Annotated in this window: 13 protein-coding genes and 2 pseudogenes; 11 read left to right on the top strand and 4 right to left on the bottom strand. The window is 66.5% G+C overall.

What is annotated here, in order from left to right:
• The 3 genes and pseudogenes from DFP88_RS00965 to DFP88_RS00955 form a co-directional block, all read left to right on the top strand.
• Positions 1–942: an acetamidase/formamidase family protein gene (locus DFP88_RS00965; RefSeq protein WP_110812579.1), complete on the top strand. Its 942-nt coding sequence runs from the start codon at positions 1–3 to the stop codon at positions 940–942.
• Complete coding sequence (locus tag DFP88_RS00960) at positions 939–2,723, top strand: ABC transporter ATP-binding protein (RefSeq protein ID WP_110812578.1); 1,785 nt, start codon at positions 939–941, stop codon at positions 2,721–2,723. The genes DFP88_RS00965 and DFP88_RS00960 overlap by 4 nt, the downstream gene beginning before the upstream one ends.
• Before the next feature lie 108 nt (positions 2,724–2,831).
• Positions 2,832–3,249: pseudogene (locus tag DFP88_RS00955) on the top strand (transposase); the annotation flags it as partial.
• Positions 3,250–3,350: 101 nt separating this feature from the next.
• On the opposite strand, the gene DFP88_RS00950 reads toward DFP88_RS00955, so the two are convergent.
• The 4 genes from DFP88_RS00950 to DFP88_RS00935 form a co-directional block, all read right to left on the bottom strand.
• On the bottom strand, positions 3,351–4,628 hold the full coding sequence (locus DFP88_RS00950; protein WP_110812576.1) for an NAD(P)/FAD-dependent oxidoreductase: 1,278 nt from the start codon (positions 4,626–4,628) through the stop codon (positions 3,351–3,353).
• Positions 4,629–4,724: 96 nt separating this feature from the next.
• Complete coding sequence (locus DFP88_RS00945; RefSeq protein WP_110812575.1) at positions 4,725–5,657, bottom strand: 4-hydroxyproline epimerase; 933 nt, start codon at positions 5,655–5,657, stop codon at positions 4,725–4,727.
• A gap of 39 nt (positions 5,658–5,696) precedes the next feature.
• A complete protein-coding gene (locus DFP88_RS00940; protein WP_110812574.1) occupies positions 5,697–6,632 on the bottom strand; it encodes a dihydrodipicolinate synthase family protein in 936 nt (311 codons plus the stop codon).
• Between the two features lie 178 nt (positions 6,633–6,810).
• Entirely contained in the window at positions 6,811–7,524 is a 714-nt protein-coding gene (locus tag DFP88_RS00935; protein WP_110812573.1) for a GntR family transcriptional regulator, read from the bottom strand.
• A 188-nt stretch (positions 7,525–7,712) separates the two neighbouring features.
• On the opposite strand from DFP88_RS00935, the pseudogene DFP88_RS17515 reads away from it, so the two are divergent.
• The 8 genes and pseudogenes from DFP88_RS17515 to DFP88_RS00900 form a co-directional block, all read left to right on the top strand.
• A pseudogene (locus DFP88_RS17515) lies at positions 7,713–8,492 on the top strand (amidohydrolase family protein); the annotation flags it as partial.
• A 94-nt stretch (positions 8,493–8,586) separates the two neighbouring features.
• Entirely contained in the window at positions 8,587–8,937 is a 351-nt protein-coding gene (locus tag DFP88_RS17435; protein ID WP_281268136.1) for an amidohydrolase family protein, read from the top strand.
• Positions 8,937–9,449: a hypothetical protein gene (locus DFP88_RS17275; RefSeq protein WP_110812572.1), complete on the top strand. Its 513-nt coding sequence runs from the start codon at positions 8,937–8,939 to the stop codon at positions 9,447–9,449. The genes DFP88_RS17435 and DFP88_RS17275 overlap by 1 nt, the downstream gene beginning before the upstream one ends.
• Before the next feature lie 86 nt (positions 9,450–9,535).
• On the top strand, positions 9,536–10,567 hold the full coding sequence (locus DFP88_RS00920) for a sugar ABC transporter substrate-binding protein (protein ID WP_110812571.1): 1,032 nt from the start codon (positions 9,536–9,538) through the stop codon (positions 10,565–10,567).
• 117 nt (positions 10,568–10,684) lie between these two features.
• On the top strand, positions 10,685–12,223 hold the full coding sequence (locus DFP88_RS00915) for a sugar ABC transporter ATP-binding protein (RefSeq protein WP_110812570.1): 1,539 nt from the start codon (positions 10,685–10,687) through the stop codon (positions 12,221–12,223).
• A complete protein-coding gene (locus tag DFP88_RS00910; protein WP_110812569.1) occupies positions 12,220–13,185 on the top strand; it encodes an ABC transporter permease in 966 nt (321 codons plus the stop codon). Before DFP88_RS00915 ends, DFP88_RS00910 begins: the two co-directional genes overlap by 4 nt.
• Positions 13,186–13,215: 30 nt before the next feature.
• Positions 13,216–15,297, top strand: coding sequence for a hydantoinase/oxoprolinase family protein (locus tag DFP88_RS00905; protein ID WP_110813264.1), 2,082 nt, complete (start codon positions 13,216–13,218; stop codon positions 15,295–15,297).
• A 3-nt stretch (positions 15,298–15,300) separates the two neighbouring features.
• Complete coding sequence (locus tag DFP88_RS00900; protein ID WP_110812568.1) at positions 15,301–16,959, top strand: hydantoinase B/oxoprolinase family protein; 1,659 nt, start codon at positions 15,301–15,303, stop codon at positions 16,957–16,959.
• Positions 16,960–16,971: the final 12 nt, after the last annotated feature.

The raw sequence follows: 16,971 nt of genomic DNA, 5'->3' as shown, positions 1-16,971 counted from the left end.
ATGTGCAAGAACTGCGACTATACGATTCACGGCCATCATCATCACGGGTGGGATCATACGATCCCCCCCGTCGAGACGGTCGCACCGGGATCGCGCCTGCACTTCCAGTGCCTCGACAGCTCCGGCGGTCAATTCACCGCCCGGAGCACCTCGGCTGACGTGCCGACGCTGGATTTCGGCAAGATCAACCCGGTTACCGGCCCCGTCTACGTGGACGGGGCCGAACCGGGCGACATCCTGAAGGTGGGCATCGAGGCCTTCCACCCCTCGGGCTTCGGCTGGACGGCCAATATCCCCGGCTTCGGCCTGCTGGCAGACCAGTTCGCCGACCCACACCTCAAGACATGGTCCTACAACCCCGACACCCTTGCACCTGCGCTGTTCTCGGACATCGCGAAGGTGCCGCTGAAGCCCTTCGCCGGCACCATTGGCCTCGCCCCGGCAGAGCCCGGGCTGCACTCGGTGGTGCCGCCGCGGAGGATGGGCGGCAATCTCGACATCCGGGACCTGGCGGCGGGCACAACACTCTACCTGCCGGTCGAGGTGGCGGGGGCGCTGTTCTCCATCGGGGACACCCACGCCGCCCAGGGCGACGGCGAGGTCTGCGGCACCGCCATCGAAAGTCCGATGGACGTCGAGGTGACGCTGGACCTGATCAAGCAGGAAAAACTGGCCTTTCCCCGTTTCACCACGCCGGGTCCGGTGACGCGGCACCTCGATGCCAGCGGCTATGAGGTGACGACAGGGATCGGGCCTGACATGATGTCTGGCGCGCGCGACGCCGTCGCGGGCATGATCGAGCTGCTGTGCAAGACGCACGGTTTATCGGCCGAGGATGCCTACCTGCTGTGCTCGGTCGCAGGCGATCTGCGGATCTCCGAGATCGTGGACATGCCGAACTGGGTCGTTTCCTTCTACTTCCCCCGCGTCGTCCTGGAATGACGCAGGCCGGGGACATCGGATCGGGCGGCCGCCGCCCGGTCCTGACAGTGCACGACCTGAGCGTGCAGGTGGCCACTGACGCCGGCGCCAAGACGGTGTTGGATGGCTTGTCATTTGACCTGATGCCGGGCGAGACGCTGGCGCTTGCGGGCGAAAGCGGGTCGGGCAAGTCGATGACAGCGCTGGCGATCATGGGACTGCTGCCCAAGCCCATGGCGCGCATCTCCGGCGGCAGCATCCGGCTGGGCGAGACCGATCTGACGGCACTGGGCGACAGCGGCTACCGCAGGATCCGGTCGGCTCGCGTGGCGATGATCTTTCAGGAACCGATGACGTCGCTCAACCCGCTGATGACGGTCCAGCGGCAGATCACCGAAGTGCTGCTGGAGCACGGCGCCTGCTCCCGCCGAGAGGCTCCGGCACGGGCGCTGCGCCTGCTGAGGAACGTGCGCCTGACCGAGCCCGAGCGGCGCCTGTCGCAATACCCGCACGAGCTGTCGGGCGGCATGCGCCAGCGCGTGATGATAGCGATGGCGCTGGCCTGCGATCCCGAAGTGCTGATTGCGGACGAGCCGACCACCGCGCTCGACGTGACCGTGCAGGCCGAAATCCTCGATCTCATCCGCACCTTGCAGGCCGAGCACGGGACCGCCGTCCTGATGATTACCCATGACATGGGTGTGGTGGCCGAGATGGCCGACCGCGTCATCGTGCTGCGCCAGGGCCGCCAAGAGGAAGGCGCCCCTGTGCGCGAGCTCTTCGCACGGCCCCGAACCGACTACACCCGGACCCTTCTGGCCGCCGTGCCCCGGCTTGGGACTGCACCCGATCGGCCCGTGCCGTCACAGGCGAAGAAGATCGTCGAGGTGGACGACCTCAGCGTCCGCTTCAACATCGCGAGCGGACTGCTGAACCGAACCGTCGCACGGGTCCACGCGGTCGAAGGCGTCTCCTTTCACATCCGCGAGGGCGAAACGCTGGCCCTTGTCGGAGAGTCCGGGTGCGGGAAATCGACCATCGGGAAGGCGCTGCTCGGGCTGGTGCCCTGGGAGGGGTCGATCCGCATAGACGGTGTCCAGACGCGGGGCCGGTCGCGCCCGGCCATGCGCCCGGTGCTCCGCGACATCCAGATGGTCTTTCAGGATCCCGGCGCATCGCTCGACGCGCGGATGAATGTCGGCGACCAGGTGGTGGAGCCGATGCGTGTCCATGGACTCGCCAGCGGGTCGGAACTCGTCGATCGTGCCGAATGGCTGTTCCGCAGGGTCGGTCTCTCCCCCGACATGCTGTCACGCTACCCACATGAATTCTCCGGCGGCCAGCGCCAACGTGTCTGCATCGCCCGTGCCCTGTCGCTTTCGCCCAAGGTCATCATTGCCGACGAAAGCGTTTCGGCGCTGGACGTCAGCGTGCAGGCCCAGGTGCTGGAGCTTCTGCAGGAGCTGCAGGAGCAGGACGGCCTGTCCTACCTGTTCATCAGCCACGACATGGCGGTCATCGAACAGGTGGCCGACCGCGTGGTCGTCATGCGGCTGGGTCAGGTGATGGAGGACGGCCCCCGCGACGCCGTCCTGCGCAGACCGCAGCATCCCTACACCAAGCGCCTCCTCGCCGCCGTGCCGGTGCCAGACCCCACCCGCCAGCGCTCGGCCATACCCGATTTCGCAGGGGTCGAGATGGACAGCCCCGTCTTCCCTGTCGGCGCAGCGCCCTTTCGAGTGGATTTGCAGGACCTGGGCCAAGGACATCGGGTTGCCCGGGCCGAGACGCCCCGGCCCTGACCATCGCGCCCGGGGCTGACCGAAACCGACCCGTCGGACGGGATCGGGCTCTTTGCGCAAAGGCTGGCTGGGATTCACGTTGGAGGGCCTGCGGCATAGCTATGCGGCATGTCGAAGCCCGCGCCCACCCGCTACCGCAGCCTGAACTGGCCTTCCTGTAATGCTTCGCTGCGTGAGTGCGAGGCGCTAACGGTCTGGTTTGATCGCTCTCATTTGGCACGCGGCACCTTCGGGAAAGCGTGGTCGTCAGCAGGCCCTCTTGGACGCCGCGGTCCAGGCGTGCCTGACGATCAAGGTTCTCTTCGGCCTGGTCGACGTCGATGCGCCATCGGTTCGAGCACGCTATACGGCCGGCTTCGTGGCGAGCCTGCTGAAGCTCGCAGGACTGGAGTGGCCCGTACCGGATGCCTCGACGCTGTGCCGGTGCCAGAAGAGGCTCGACGTGCAGCTGCCTAACCGCAACTCGGGCGGGCCACTGCATCTTCTGGTCGACAGCACCGGCATCAAAGGCGAGCGGCACGCCCGTCACGCACCCTGTCAGCTAACATCAAACCGGGAAGGGGAACTCCGGCCGCCGAGCGATTTGCGCGACAAGGCCGTCCGGAGCCTAACGCGACGGACCTTCGCCTAGCCTGCTAGGCCTCCGAAGCGCAGCGGGTCGTAGGGCGCGATATCGAGTGCCGGAGGCCTGCGCGCCGCGATATCGGCGACAAGCTCGGCGGTTCCTGCGGATTGCGTGAGGCCGAGATGGCCGTGCCCGAAGGCATAGATGACCCTATCGGCGCGGGGCGACCGTCCGACGGCGGGCAGGCTGTCGGGCATGGAGGGTCGGAACCCCATCCATGGCGTGCCCCCGGTCCCATCGAAACCCTGAAGGAACGTCACCGCCTTCTGCACGAGAACCTCCGACCGCTTGTAGCTTGGGGCCAGGTCGAGGCCGCCCAGCTCGACCGCGCCGCCGACACGCAGGCCGTCACCGATCCGGGAGACCACGAAACCGTGGTTGCTGAAGGTGATGTGGGTCCGCAAATCGAAGCTGCGGGTCGGGAAGGTCGTGTTGTATCCCCGCTCCGTCTCCAGCGGAATGCGGTCGCCCAGGGTGCGCGCCAAGCGGTGCGACCAGGCCCCGGCGGCCACGACGACCTGATCCGCGCGGTGCTGCCCGGCACCGGTCGTCAGTTCGACGGCGCCGTCCGTCTGGGCGAGCGACAGCACCTCCGCTGTCTCGATCACGCCGCCGAGGGCGGTGAAGCGCGCGGCGAGGTGCTCGGTCCAGAGCTTGGGATCGACGACGTTCATCCAATCGGGGGTAAAGCCGGCATGGGTGAACCGCGGCGCCAGGCCCGGCTGGATCTCGGCGATCGCCTCGGCGCCCTCGATCAGGTCGAAGGCGATGCCATGCTGCCGCCGAAGCGCCCAGGCCGGCAGGCTGGCCCGGTATTCGGCTTCGCCCTCGTAGACCTGAAGCTGCCCCTCGCGCCGGATCAGCGGCTCTCCCGCGACGCGGGCGATCTGCCGCTCGAGCGCATGGCGCGACAGGGCCATGAGCTGCGCCTGGGCCGAGATCGAGGCCGCATGACGGCGCGGACGGCTGGCGGCGTAGAAATGACGGGCCCAAGGCAGGATCTTCAAGGCATAGGCGGGCCGCAGGGAAAGCGGCCCGAGCGGATCGAGCAGCCACTTCGGCGCCTTGAGCAGGATGCCGGGCGAGGCCAGCGGTTCGATATCGGTGAAGGCGAAGGCCCCGGCATTGCCGCGGGAGGTTTCCTCCGCGACGCCGCGGCGATCAAGCAGCGTCACCGCGTGGCCCTCCTGCTGCAAGGCAAGGGCCGCGCTGACGCCGACGATACCAGCGCCGATGACGATGATGGACCTGTCCTTGGCCTGGGTCGGGCTTTCGGTCATGGGGCCTCTCTTCCGTAGCCGTCGGCGCGGGCATCGCGCGTCCTTGAAGAAAAATGCCGGGCCGACCAGATGGCCGGCCCGGCAGTCGGGGAGTCCTTATGGCCCGATGCCGTGGCGGAACGGATCGGCCTCGTCGAAGATCAGCTCGGCCGTCGCCATCACGAAGGCCTGTCCGGTGATCCGCGGGATCACGCCGCCCCGCGCGCCGGGCATCCAGGACAGCCGGTAGGCCGAGCCTATGACGCTGTGCTGCACGATCTCCTCGCCGCTGCCCAGCCGCCCCTCCGCCGCGAGGCAGGCCAGCCGCGCAGAGGAGCCGGTGCCGCAGGGCGACCGGTCATAGGCGTCATCGGGGCAAAGAACGAAGTTGCGGCTGTGCACCAAGGGATCATCGGAAGGTCCGTAGAAGATCACGTGGTCGACGGGCTCGCCCGCCTCGCCGCCGATCTTCTGCGCGTGCAGCGCCTCGCGCGTGGCAACCGCGGCATCGGTCAGGGCGCGGATATTGCCGGGCGCGACCGCAACCGGAGACGCGTCCACCAGGAAGAACCAGTTCCCGCCATAGGCCACGTCGCCGGTGACCGGGCCGACGCCGGGCACCTCGACGGTGACGGCATGGGACACGCGGCGGCTTTCGATATTGGTGACGGTGACCGTGTTTGCATCATGCAGCTCGACCGTGACGATGCCCGCGGGCGTCTCGATCCGGTGCGACCCAAGGCCGATGCGCCCCATGTGGTAGAGCGTCGCGGCAAGGCCGATGGTGCCGTGACCGCACATGCCCAGCACGGCCTCGACGTCGAAGTAGATCACGCCGGTGACGCAGCTAGGATCGGTCGGCGGCACCAGAAGGGCGCCGACCATGGCCACCTGTCCGCGCGGCTCGAGCACCACGGCGCGGTAGGTGTCGCGGAAGTCCGTCGCAAGGCGGGTGGCCCGCAACGAAAGCGGGCCCTCGCCGAGATCGGGGAAACCGTCCAGAATGACTCGCGTGGGCTCACCGCCGGTATGGCTGTCGATCACATGCATGTCGCTGTCCTCGGCTTCCCCGGATCCGCTATCGGTCGGTCAGGCCGCCCAGTTGGCATACCAGGTCTTGAACTGGGTGAACTGCTCTTCCACGAAGGCCTTCTGCGCCGGGGTCAGGGCGTCGGTCTCGTTGAAGTGCAGGCTGTATTCGGCATCCCCGTTCAGAACCATCAGGTACTTGTAGAACAGCACGAGGTCGACGCCCTCGTCGAACTTGGACAGCACGGCCAGGGCCTCTTCCAGCTCCTGCGCCTTGATGCGGGCCTCGACGTCGCCCTTGGCGGCGGCCTTGCACAGCGCGACGAGGTGCAGCGCCTCGGCGGGAATGGCGTTGCCAATGCCGGTGATGGCGCCGGTCGCGCCGCATTTCACGAAGCCGTGGAAGACCTGCGTGTCGACGCCCACCATCAGCGTCAGGGCGTCATTGCCCGAGGTGATGTGCTCGGCCGCGTAGGACATGTCCGCGGCGCCGCCGAACTCCTTGAAGCCGATCAGGTTCGGGTAGGCGGCATGAAGCTCGAAGAACAGGTCGGCGCGGGTGGCAAAGCCGTAGTGGGGGCTGTTGTAGATCACCGCGGGCAGGTCCTTGGCCACGTCCAGGATCGCCGAGAAATGCGCCTTCTGGGCGGCCACGGAGGTGCCGCGCGACAACACGCGGGGGATGACCATCAGGCCGGCGGCGCCAACGCGGGCGGCATGGGCCGAGATGGCGACGGCGGACTTGGTGTTGATGGCGCCGGTCCCGACGATGACGGGCACGCCCGCCTCGACCAGGGCCTCGACCCCCTTCATGCGCTGCTCGTCGGTCAGCAGCGGCCAGTCGCCCATCGATCCGCAGTAGACGACGGCGGACATGCCAGCCTCGATCAGCTCCTTACCCTTGCGGGCGAGGGCCGCGTAATCGGGCGTTCGATCTTCCGTGCAGGGGGTCATCAGGGCCGGAATGCAGCCGGTGAAGATCGATGAGGAGGTCATGGCGGGGCCTTTCGGAGTCAGGAAACGGTAGCGAACAGGGCTGGCAGGAGCGCAGGCGATCCCGGAACCGGATCGGCGCCCCTCTCGCCGACCGTCCTAGCATCGGGCGGATTACCTGTCGACAAATAAAATACTGAATCCGGCGGTCTACAGGAAACCACTCGCCAAACCCGCCCGGTCAGAGCGGGAGGGATGAGACGCTTCGCGAGTCCGCCGAGATATAAGACCGGATCTGCCGCACGATCTGGTCGGCATGCTCTGCCGCGAGGCGATCGGACTCCTCGGCATCGCGCGCGATCATGACGGAGATCATCCGCTCATGCTCGACCACGTACTGCCGCGGCAGGTTGTCGTCATAGGAATGGTAATAGAGCCGCAGGATGCGGCGGCCGTCATCCAGCACACGTCGGAACAGGTCCGTATAGTACTTGTTGCGCCCGGCCTCCGCGATGGCGATGTGGAAATCACGATTGGTCGCGATCATGCCCAGCACGTTCCGGTCTTCGACAGCCTTGGCAAATTCGGCCTGGCACGCCCGGATCTTGGCCAGGTCCGATTCCTCGTAGCGTTGCGCGGCGAGGCGAGCGGTGACCCGGTACATCAAGGTAAGCGCGTCGAAAAAGGCGCCAAGCTGCACGAAGTCGATATTCGACACGATGGTGGCGCGGTTGGTCAGCGTGGTGATCAACCCCTCGGCGGCAAGGCGCACAAGCGCCTCGCGGATGGGGGTGCGGGACATGGAGAACCGCGCCGAAAGCTCCGTCTCGTCGATCGGGCTGCCCGGCGGCAGCTGCAGGTCGATGATCTCGTTCCGCAGCGTCTCATAGACGCGGGCAACCCCGCCGCCCCGCTTGACCTGCTCCGTGTCGCGCTCTGCCGGACCCTTGGCCATCGGACATTCTCCATCGCATTTCGGCCCAGCATAAGTGCGATCAGCATACAATCCAACGCTGTATTTATATTTTTATTGTCGACAGATAGCATAATGATCTTTAGACCGCTTGGCGAAGGACGCCCTTTCGCACGCCAGCTGCCCGCCAGACCGGCAGCACCGGCCCGCCAAATACGCTGGACGACATCATGACCCGGACCGCCTATACGAACGCGCGTTTGCTGGACCTGGACGGGGAGCGCCTGGGACAGGCCACCACCGTCGTCACGGAGGGGGATCGGATCACCTCCGTAGGGGATGCGGCACCCGAGGACGCGACAATCGTCGATCTGGGCGGCCGGACCCTGATGCCCGGCCTGATCGACAGTCACTTCCATGTCGTCGCCCATTCGCTGGACCTGTGGAGCAACGTCACGGCCACCGACTCTCTGGCCGCCCTGCGCGCCGCGAAGATCATGGAGGGCCTGCTGGACCGCGGCTTCACCACCGTGCGGGATCTGGGCGGTGCCGATATCGGCCTGGTTCAGGCGGTGGAGGACGGGCTGATCGACGGCCCGGACCTGGTGATCTGCGGCAAGGGCCTGTCGATGACCGGCGGCCACACCGACCTGCGCGCCCGCACCGATATCCGCCCCGATGCCATGGGCTGGCGCCTTGCCAACATGGGCGTGCTGGTCGACGGGGTCGAGAACGTGCGCGTCACCTGCCGCAAGATGCTCAAGGAAGGCGCCAAGTTCATCAAGGTCATGGCCAACGGCGGCGTCTCCTCGCCCAATGACCCGATCGACTCGATCCAGTACTCCCGTGACGAAATCCTCGCCATGGTCGAGGAAGCCGAGAACGCCAACACCTACGTCTCTGCCCACGTCTACCACGACAAGGCGATCCGCCGCTGCGTGGAGCTGGGCGTGAAGTCGCTGGAACACTGCAACCTGATCACCGCCGACACCGCGAAGATGGCGGCAGAGGCCGGCTGTCCCCACCCTCGTCGCCTACGAGGGGCTGAAGCTCGAGGGCGCGGCCCTGGGCCTGGGCGCCTCCGAGCAGGCCAAGATCGACATCGTGCGAGACAAGGGCCTCGAGTCGCTGGCCATCATGCGCGACGCCGGCCTGCCCATGGCCTTCGGCACCGATCTGCTGGGCGAGCTGCGCAAGTACGGCGGCATGGAATTCGACATTCTGGCCAAGGTCCTCTCCCCGGCCGAGATCCTGCGCTCGGTCACCGAGATCGGCGCCATGGCCTGCATGCGCGACGGCGAGATCGGCGTGATCGCCGCGGGCGCCCGCGCCGACTTCATCGTGGTGGACGGCGACCCCTTCGCCGACGTCACCCTGCTGGGCCGCCCCGAGGAAACCCTGCGCATGGTCGTCAAGGGCGGCCGCGTGGCACGAGACTTCATGGAGGCCGCGTGATGCCGATGGACACCGCGACACTCTTCCGGCTGGCCGCCGGCCCCGATGCCGCCCGCCGTGTCTTTGCCTGGCTGGTGGAAGGGCTGAATGCCGATATCGGCAAGGGGCTGACCACGGCCTCGGTCTACGACATCCCCAACATGCGCTCGCGCCGCGTGTTCTCGGAGAACCCCGAGGCCTACGAGCTGGGCGGCTTCAAGGTGCTGGAGAAGAACCGCTACTTCGACGAGGTGCTGTCCGAGACACGGCATTTCAGCAGCACCACGATCGAGGAGATCGCCGAGGTCTTCTTCGACTGGGAGAAGATCCGCGATCTGGGCTTTCAGTCCAACATGAACCTGCCCGCCGTGGCGGATGGCCGCGTCATCGGCACCGTCAACATGCTGGGCCCGAAAGGCCATTTCGCCCCCGAAATGATCGGCAGGGCGCTGGCCTGGCAGCCGGCCGTCACCACGGCCTTCCTTCTGCTGCACCTCGCGAACGACGACACCGCCACCTTCCAGGACGGCTGACGCAAGGTGGGCGCCCCGCCTCGCCGGGCGCCCCCTGCCCCTACGACACCAAAGAAGCCGCAGAGCTTCGGTGAAGAAGCCGCACAATGGCCCCCGCCCGTTTCACCACCAACTTGGAGACGACATTCATGAACGCCCCCTTCAAGACAGCCCTGCTGTGCTCGGCCCTCGCCGCGCCGCTGGCTGCCCAGGCCGATGACATCACCATCGCCTTCCTCGCCGCCTCCAGCCAGAACGGCTTCAACCAGTCGATCTACGCCGGCATCGAGGAAGCCGCGGCGAAATACGATGACGTCAGCGTCGAGATCTTCGATGGCGCCTTCTCGGCGACCACGCAGTTCAGCCAGGTCGAGGATCTGGTGGCCGGCGGCCGCTTCGACGGCATGATCGTCACCCCCAATGACACCGTCGGCATCGCCACCGCGCTGGAAGACGCTGTCGCCCAGGGCATGTCCGTGGCCGCCACGTTGTTCCCCATCGGCCCGGAGCTGAGCAACATGGAGCCCCAGGTCGAGGGCCTGACCACCACCATCGCCGCCGATCCCAGCGTCGGCGCCCGCGAGCAGGCCGAAGCCGTCGCCGCCTATTGCGCCGACATCGACCCCTGCAAGGTCGTCGTGATCGTCGGCCAGCTGATCTTCCCCTTCGACAACCTGCGCAACGACACCTACGAGGAGGTCTTCGCGCAGCATCCGAACATCCAGGTCGTCGCCACGGGTGAAGGCAACTACAGCCCCGCGACCTCGATGGTTGCCATGCAGGACATCCTGCAGGCCAACCCGGACATCGACGCCGTCCTTGGCAGCGCGGACCAGCACCTGATGGGCGCCGAGATCGCGCTGACCGATGCCGGCATCGACACCGCGGAGATCTTCACGATCGGTGGCGGGCTGAACCAGATCGTCGTCGACGGCATCCGTGCCGGCACCTACGACGCGACCATGGCCCAGTTCCCGCACACCATGGGCGCCGCGGCGCTGGATGCGCTGGTGTCCTCTCTGCGCGGCGAAGACGTCCCCACCTGGATCGACGAATATTCCCTGCGCGACGTGCCGGTGATCGTGGACAGGGAGTGGCTGGAGGCCAACCCCGACTTCGACGCCGAGTGGCAGGGCTAAGCCACGATCGGACCGACGGGGCGCGGCACTGCCGCGCCCCTCTCTCGCCGTTCCGGCCAGGCGCTTTCGCGCCGGCAGAGGTGGCGGCCGAAAGGCCCACAACTGGAAAGGGAGGCCATGACCAGCAAGGACATCGCCGTGCGCGTCCAGGGTGTCGCAAAAAGCTTCGGCGGCACGCGCATCCTGAACGACATCACGATCGACTTCGAGAAGGGCTCGGTTCACGCCCTCGTCGGTGAGAACGGCGCCGGCAAGTCCAGCGTCGGCAAGATCGTCGGCGGCTACTACGCGGCCGATGAAGGCGCGGTAGAGGTCTTTGGCCAGACCGTGACACGCTTCTCTCCACGGGACGCCCTGGGGCGCGGCATCGCGATGATCCACCAGGAACTGCAGCTCGTCCCCGAGCTGACCGTGCTCGAGAACGTCTTCCTCGGGCTGGAAAGCAATATCCGCGGCTTCCTCAGCAAAGGCGACCTCGAGCGCTTTCATACGCTCGAGAAGACCTGCGATTTCGGCCTCGACCCGCATACCCGGATCGCCGACATGCGCATCGCCGAGCGCCAGAAGGTCGAGATCATGCGCGCCATCGCCCGCGAGGCGCGGGTGATCATCATGGATGAGCCGACCTCCTCGCTCACCGAGGACGAGGCCGAGCGCCTGCACCAGCTGATCGCGCGCCTGAAGGCCCGCGAGGTGACCGTGATCTACGTCAGCCACTTCCTGGACCATATCCTGGCCAATTGCGACCGCGTGACCGTCATGCGGGACGGCCATGTCATCCGCACCGACGAGATGCACGGCGAAACCAAGCAGAGCCTGGTGGATTCCATGCTGGGCGAGGCCTCCGAGATCAGCTGGCCCGCCCTGCCCACGCCCCCGGCCCGCCAGTACGCCGCCGCGGTCGAGATGGAGGGCGTCTCCACCCAGACGGGTCTGTCCGACATCACCCTGAAGGTGCGCCCCGGCGAAATCGTCGGACTGATCGGCCTTGTCGGCTCCGGCCGCTCCGAGGTGGGCCGCGCGCTGTTCGGCGCGGATCCGATCACCGCCGGAACCTATTCCATCAACGGCATTCGGCAGGACAAGCGCCTGAACGTTCGCCGTGCCATTGCACAAGGCCTGGCCTTCGTGCCGGAGGACCGGCGCAAGCAGGGCCTGGTGCTCACACAGGTGACGCGGCCGAACGTGTCGCTGGCCTCGCTTGGCAGCATCGCCAGCTTCGGGTTCATCAACAAGGCGCGCGAGCGCGAGCGCACGCAGCGGATGATCGACCACTTCGGCATCGTGCCCGGCAAGATCGACGGCGAGGTCGCCTACTACTCAGGCGGCAATCAGCAGAAGGTTCTCCTGTCCAAGTGGGCGGTCGAGAAGCCGCGCCTCCTGATCCTCGACGAACCCAGCCGCGGCGTGGATATCGGGGCGCGCCAGCGCATCCATGAATTCATCATCGAAATGGCGGCAGCCGGCGTCGCCGTGCTGCTGATCTCCTCCGAACTGGAGGAAGTCATCAACCTGTCCCACCGCGGCTACCTCATGAACGACGGTCGTATCTTCGCCGAAGCCGACTGCCGCGCCCTCACGGTGGAAGACGCGCTGAACCGCATCTTCCGGGAACAAGGCTCAGCCCCCCGCAGCAAGGAGGTCTCCCAAGCATGAGTACCGCTCAAACGAACACCCGCTCCAACCGCATGTCGGCCGGTGATTTCGCCCGCGATTACGGCGTCCTGGTGATCATCGTCATCCTGCTTGTCGGACTCAGCCTGATCTCGGACAGCTTCCTGACGGCGCGCAACCTGCTGAACATCGTCAACCAGTCGGCGCCCCTGGCGATCATCGCCTGTGCGCTGACACTGGTGATCATCGGCGGCGGGTTCGACCTTTCTACGGGTGCGATCTTTGGCGTCGCCTCGGTCTCGGCCGGGTGGATCGCCGTCAACATGGACCCCTACATGGTGATCGTCGCCGGGCCGCTGATCGGCCTGCTGCTGGGCGCGGTCAACGGGATCATCATCACCGGCTTCGGGGTCCATTCCTTCCTGGTCACGCTGGCGACCAGCCTCGTCTACCGCGGCATCGCCATCCTGGTCACCGACGGCTCGCTGATCCCCGTCCGCATCGCCGAATTCTCGTGGTTGGGCCGCGGGCGCATCGGCATGGTGAACTATGCCGTGATCGCGCTGGTGATCTTCATGATCATCTTCATGATCCTGCTGAACCGCACGACCTTCGGGCGGAAGGTCTTCGCCGTCGGCGGGAACGAAGAGGCGGCGATCCTGTCGGGTGTCCGCACCAACCTCGTCAAGATCATGACCTTCTCGCTTTGCGGCATGGCCGCGGGCCTGGCGGGCGTGATCGCCGTGTCGCGCATCTCGATGGCGGAACCCCAGGCCGGGACGGGCATGGAGTTCGAGGCCATCGCGGCGGTGATCCTGGGCGGCACCTCGATCCTGGGGGGCGCCGGCGCTGTCTGGCGGTCGGTCGCCGGTGTCCTGCTGATGGCGCTGATCAACAACGGCTTCAACATCCTGAACGTGAACCCCTTCTTCAAGGACCTCACCACCGGCGTGATCATCGTGATCGCAGTCGCCCTCGCCGCATCGGGCAACCGCCGCCGGTAGCGGCCGCTGAACGGAAACCGAGACCCCATGATGACTGACAAGATTACCCGCGTTTCGACCGATGTCGGCGGCACCTTCACCGACCTGGTCTACTTCGAGACCGATCTGGCAACCGGCAAGCAGACCGTGCGCACCGAAAAGTCCGACACCACCCCGCCCGACTTCGAGAAGGGCGTGCTGAACGTGCTGGACAAGGGCAAGGTGGATATCGGCTCGGTCGACTTCTTCACCCATGGCACCACCGTGGTCATCAACGCCCTGACCGAGCGCAAGGGCGCCAAGGTCGGGATGATCACCACCAAGGGCTTCCGCGACGCGATCGAGATCGGCCGCGGCAACCGCCCCGACTTCTTCAACCTCAAGTACAAGAAGCCGGAGCCTTTCGTGGAACGCTACCTGCGCCGCGAGATCACCGGCCGGATGGACTACCAGGGCGAGGAAGTGACCCCGCTGGACCTGTCGACGCTGGACGAGACGCTGAGCCTGTTCCGCGCCGAGGGCATCGAGGCCATCGCCATCAGCCTGTTGCACGCCTATGCGAACCCCGCCCACGAAGCCGCCCTGAAGGCCGAGGTCGAGGCCCGCTGGCCCGAGGTCACCGTGGTTGCCAGCCACCAGATCACCCGCGAGTGGCGCGAGTACGAACGCACCAACACCGCGATCCTGTCGGCCTACGTGCAGCCGAAGGCACAGCGCTACCTGGAAAAGCTGGAAAGCGGCCTGACGGACAAGGGCTACAAGGGCCGGATGTTCATCATGCAGTCCAACTGCGGCGTGGACTCGGTCGAGGCGATCAAGGCCGTGCCGATCACCATGGTCGAAAGCGGCCCGGCCTCGGGCTTCTGGGGCGCGGCCGAGCTGGGCCGGATCATCGGCGAGCCGAACATCCTGGCGCTGGACATCGGCGGCACCACGGCCAAGTGCTCGTTGATCGAGAACAACCAGGTGACGATCAAGACCGATTACTGGATTGAGCGGGATCGCAAATCGGCAGGCTACCCGATCATGGTGCCCGTCGTGGATCTTGTGGAAATCGGCAACGGCGGCGGCTCGATCGCCTGGGTCGACGACTTCGACAAGCTGCACGTGGGACCGCATTCCTCCGGCTCCACGCCCGGCCCGGCCGCCTATGGCCGTGGCGGCGAGGATGCGACGACCACCGACGCCAACCTGGCGCTTGGGCGGATCAACAAGGACTACTTCTGTGGCGGCTCGGTCGAGGCCGACCTGCCCGCGCTGGATAACGCTCTGGGCAAGCTGGCCGGGCGCCTGGGCAACACGCCCCGGGACGTGGCCCGCGGGATCGTGCGCATCGCCAACTCCAACATGGTCAATGCGCTGAAGCTGGTCTCGGTCAACCGCGGCTATGACCCGCGCGACTTCACCCTGGTGGTCTTCGGCGGCGGCGGCCCCATGCACGGCGTGGCGCTTGGCCAGGAGCTGGGCGTGAAGAAGGTCGTCGTGCCGCGCGGCGCGCCGGTCTTCTCGGCCTGGGGCATGATGATGTCGGACCTGCGGCGCGACTACTTCGTGACCCGCCTGATGGACGGCCGGGACCGCGAGACCCTGAACGACCTGCTCGGCGCGACCATGGATCAGGCGCGCGAGGAATACGCCCGCGAGGGCGTGAAAGCCGACAAGGTCACCTTCGAGCCCATGGTGCGCTGCCGCTACCAGAACCAGGAATTCGCGGTCGAGGTCCCGGTGCCCGCCGGCCCCGTCACCGAAGAGGTGATGGAAAGGATGCTGGCCGAGTTCCACGAGATCTACGAGCGGGAATACACCTACCGCCTGACCGCCGGCGTCGAGATCATCGGCATCCACCTGATCGCCTCCTCCGAGGTCGGCAAGCTGGAGCTGGTGCCGCTGCCCAAGACGGGGGCAAGGCTGGAAGACGCCGTGAAGGGCACGCGCATGGTCGACTACGCGACCGAGGGCGAGCACGAGGCGACCATCTACGACAGCACGAAGTTCGAGCCCGGCATGTCCTTCCACGGCCCCGCCGTGATCGAGGATCCGGGCACGACCATCGTCGTCCACCCCACCAACCGCGTCTTCATCGACGATTTCGGCAACACGCATATCGAGACGCGTACCGAGGAAGAGGGCTGAGCCATGGCGGACAAGACCTACGATCCAGTCACCTTCGACATCATCCAGAACGGGCTGGAAGCCATCGCGGACGAGATGTTCTACGCCCAGGTCAAGACCTCGATGAGCGCGATCATCTACGAGGTGCTCGACCTGTCGACCTCGATCCTGAACCCGCGGGGCGAAATCGCCGCGTCGGGGGCGGGCATCCCCGCCTTCATCGGGGTGCTCGACAAGGCGATCATGGGCATTTTAAAGAAGTTTCCGCTGGAGGCGATCCGCGAAGGCGACGTCTTGGCCTCCAACGATCCCTATTTCGGCGGCGTGACCCATCTGAACGACATGGTGCTGGCGCAGCCGGTGTTCCACGACGGCACGCTGATCGCCTGGGTGGCCAACATCGCCCACTGGAACGACGTGGGCGGCAACGTCCCGGGCTCCATGTCCTCCGAGGCGACCGAGATTTTCCAGGAAGGCGTGCGCATTCCGGCGGTGAAGCTGTTCATGGAAGGGATGCAGAACGACGCGGTCTTCGACATCCTGAAGATCAATTCGCGTCTGCCCGACTACCTGCACGGCGATCTCTGGGCCGGCATCGCCGGCCTGCGGATCGGCGAGCGCCGGGTGCTTGAGCTGGTGAACAAATACGGTGCCGACACCTACGAGGCCGCGGTTCAGGACTACATGGACCTAGGCGAACGCCGGGCCCGTGCCGCGATCAAGGAGATTCCGCGCGGCACCTATGCCTTCTCGGAAGAGCAGGACTCGGGCGCGATCCACAGCCTTGAGCTGACGATCACGGAAGACGAGTTTATCGTCGACCTGACCGACAACCCGGCGCAATCGGGCTCGCTCAACTGTTCGCGCGAAGGCACCGAGATCGCCGTTCAGCTGGCCTTCAAGGACTTCACCGATCCCGACGCCCCCGGCAACGGCGGCTTCTTCAAGCCGCTGAAGGTGGTGACCAAGCCGGGCACCATCTACCACGTCGAGGCCCCCGGCGCGCTTGGCTATTACTCCGAGGTCGAGATCCGGCTGTTCGACATGATCCTGCGCGCGCTGGCACACCACTTCCCCGGCGTCGTGCCAGCCGGCAACTTCGCCTCGATCTGCGGCACCAACGTGGGCGGCCCGCACCCCGAAACCGGGCGCCACTACACCATCGTGGAACCGCAGGTCGGCGGCTGGGGCGGCTGGGAAGGCTCCGACGGCGTGTCGGGCCAGTTCTCGGGCTTCCACGGCGAGACCTTCAACTGCCCCGCCGAGGTCGCCGAGGCGCGCTACGGGCTGGGTGTCGAGCAGGTCGCGCTGAACAGCGAACCGGGCGGCGAAGGCCAGTGGCGCGGCGGCAAGGGGATCGAGACCCACTACCGCGTGCGCGCCGACAACAACTTCCTGTCGGTGGGCTACACGCGCAACCGGATCGCGCCCTGGGGCGCCTCCGGCGGGCTGGACGGCTCGGTCAACTATGTCGAGGTGCTGCGCCGCGACGGTGGCACGGAGCGCTTTTCCTTCGCGACCAACCTGCAGGTCAACAAGGGCGACGTGATCCGCGTGGTGACCGGCAACGGTGGCGGCTACGGTGACCCGGCGAAGCGCAGCCGCGAGGCAATCGCAAGAGATCTGCGCAACGGCTACCTGAGCCCGGAGCGCGCGAAAGAGATCTACGGCTACGAGGCCTGAGCCCCCCTCACC

This window comes from Pseudoroseicyclus aestuarii (assembly GCF_003217255.1).
Classification (GTDB): Bacteria; Pseudomonadota; Alphaproteobacteria; order Rhodobacterales; family Rhodobacteraceae; genus Pseudoroseicyclus; species Pseudoroseicyclus aestuarii.
Note: the sequence above shows the minus strand (reverse complement) of the source record. Positions and strands in the feature narration are given on the sequence as shown.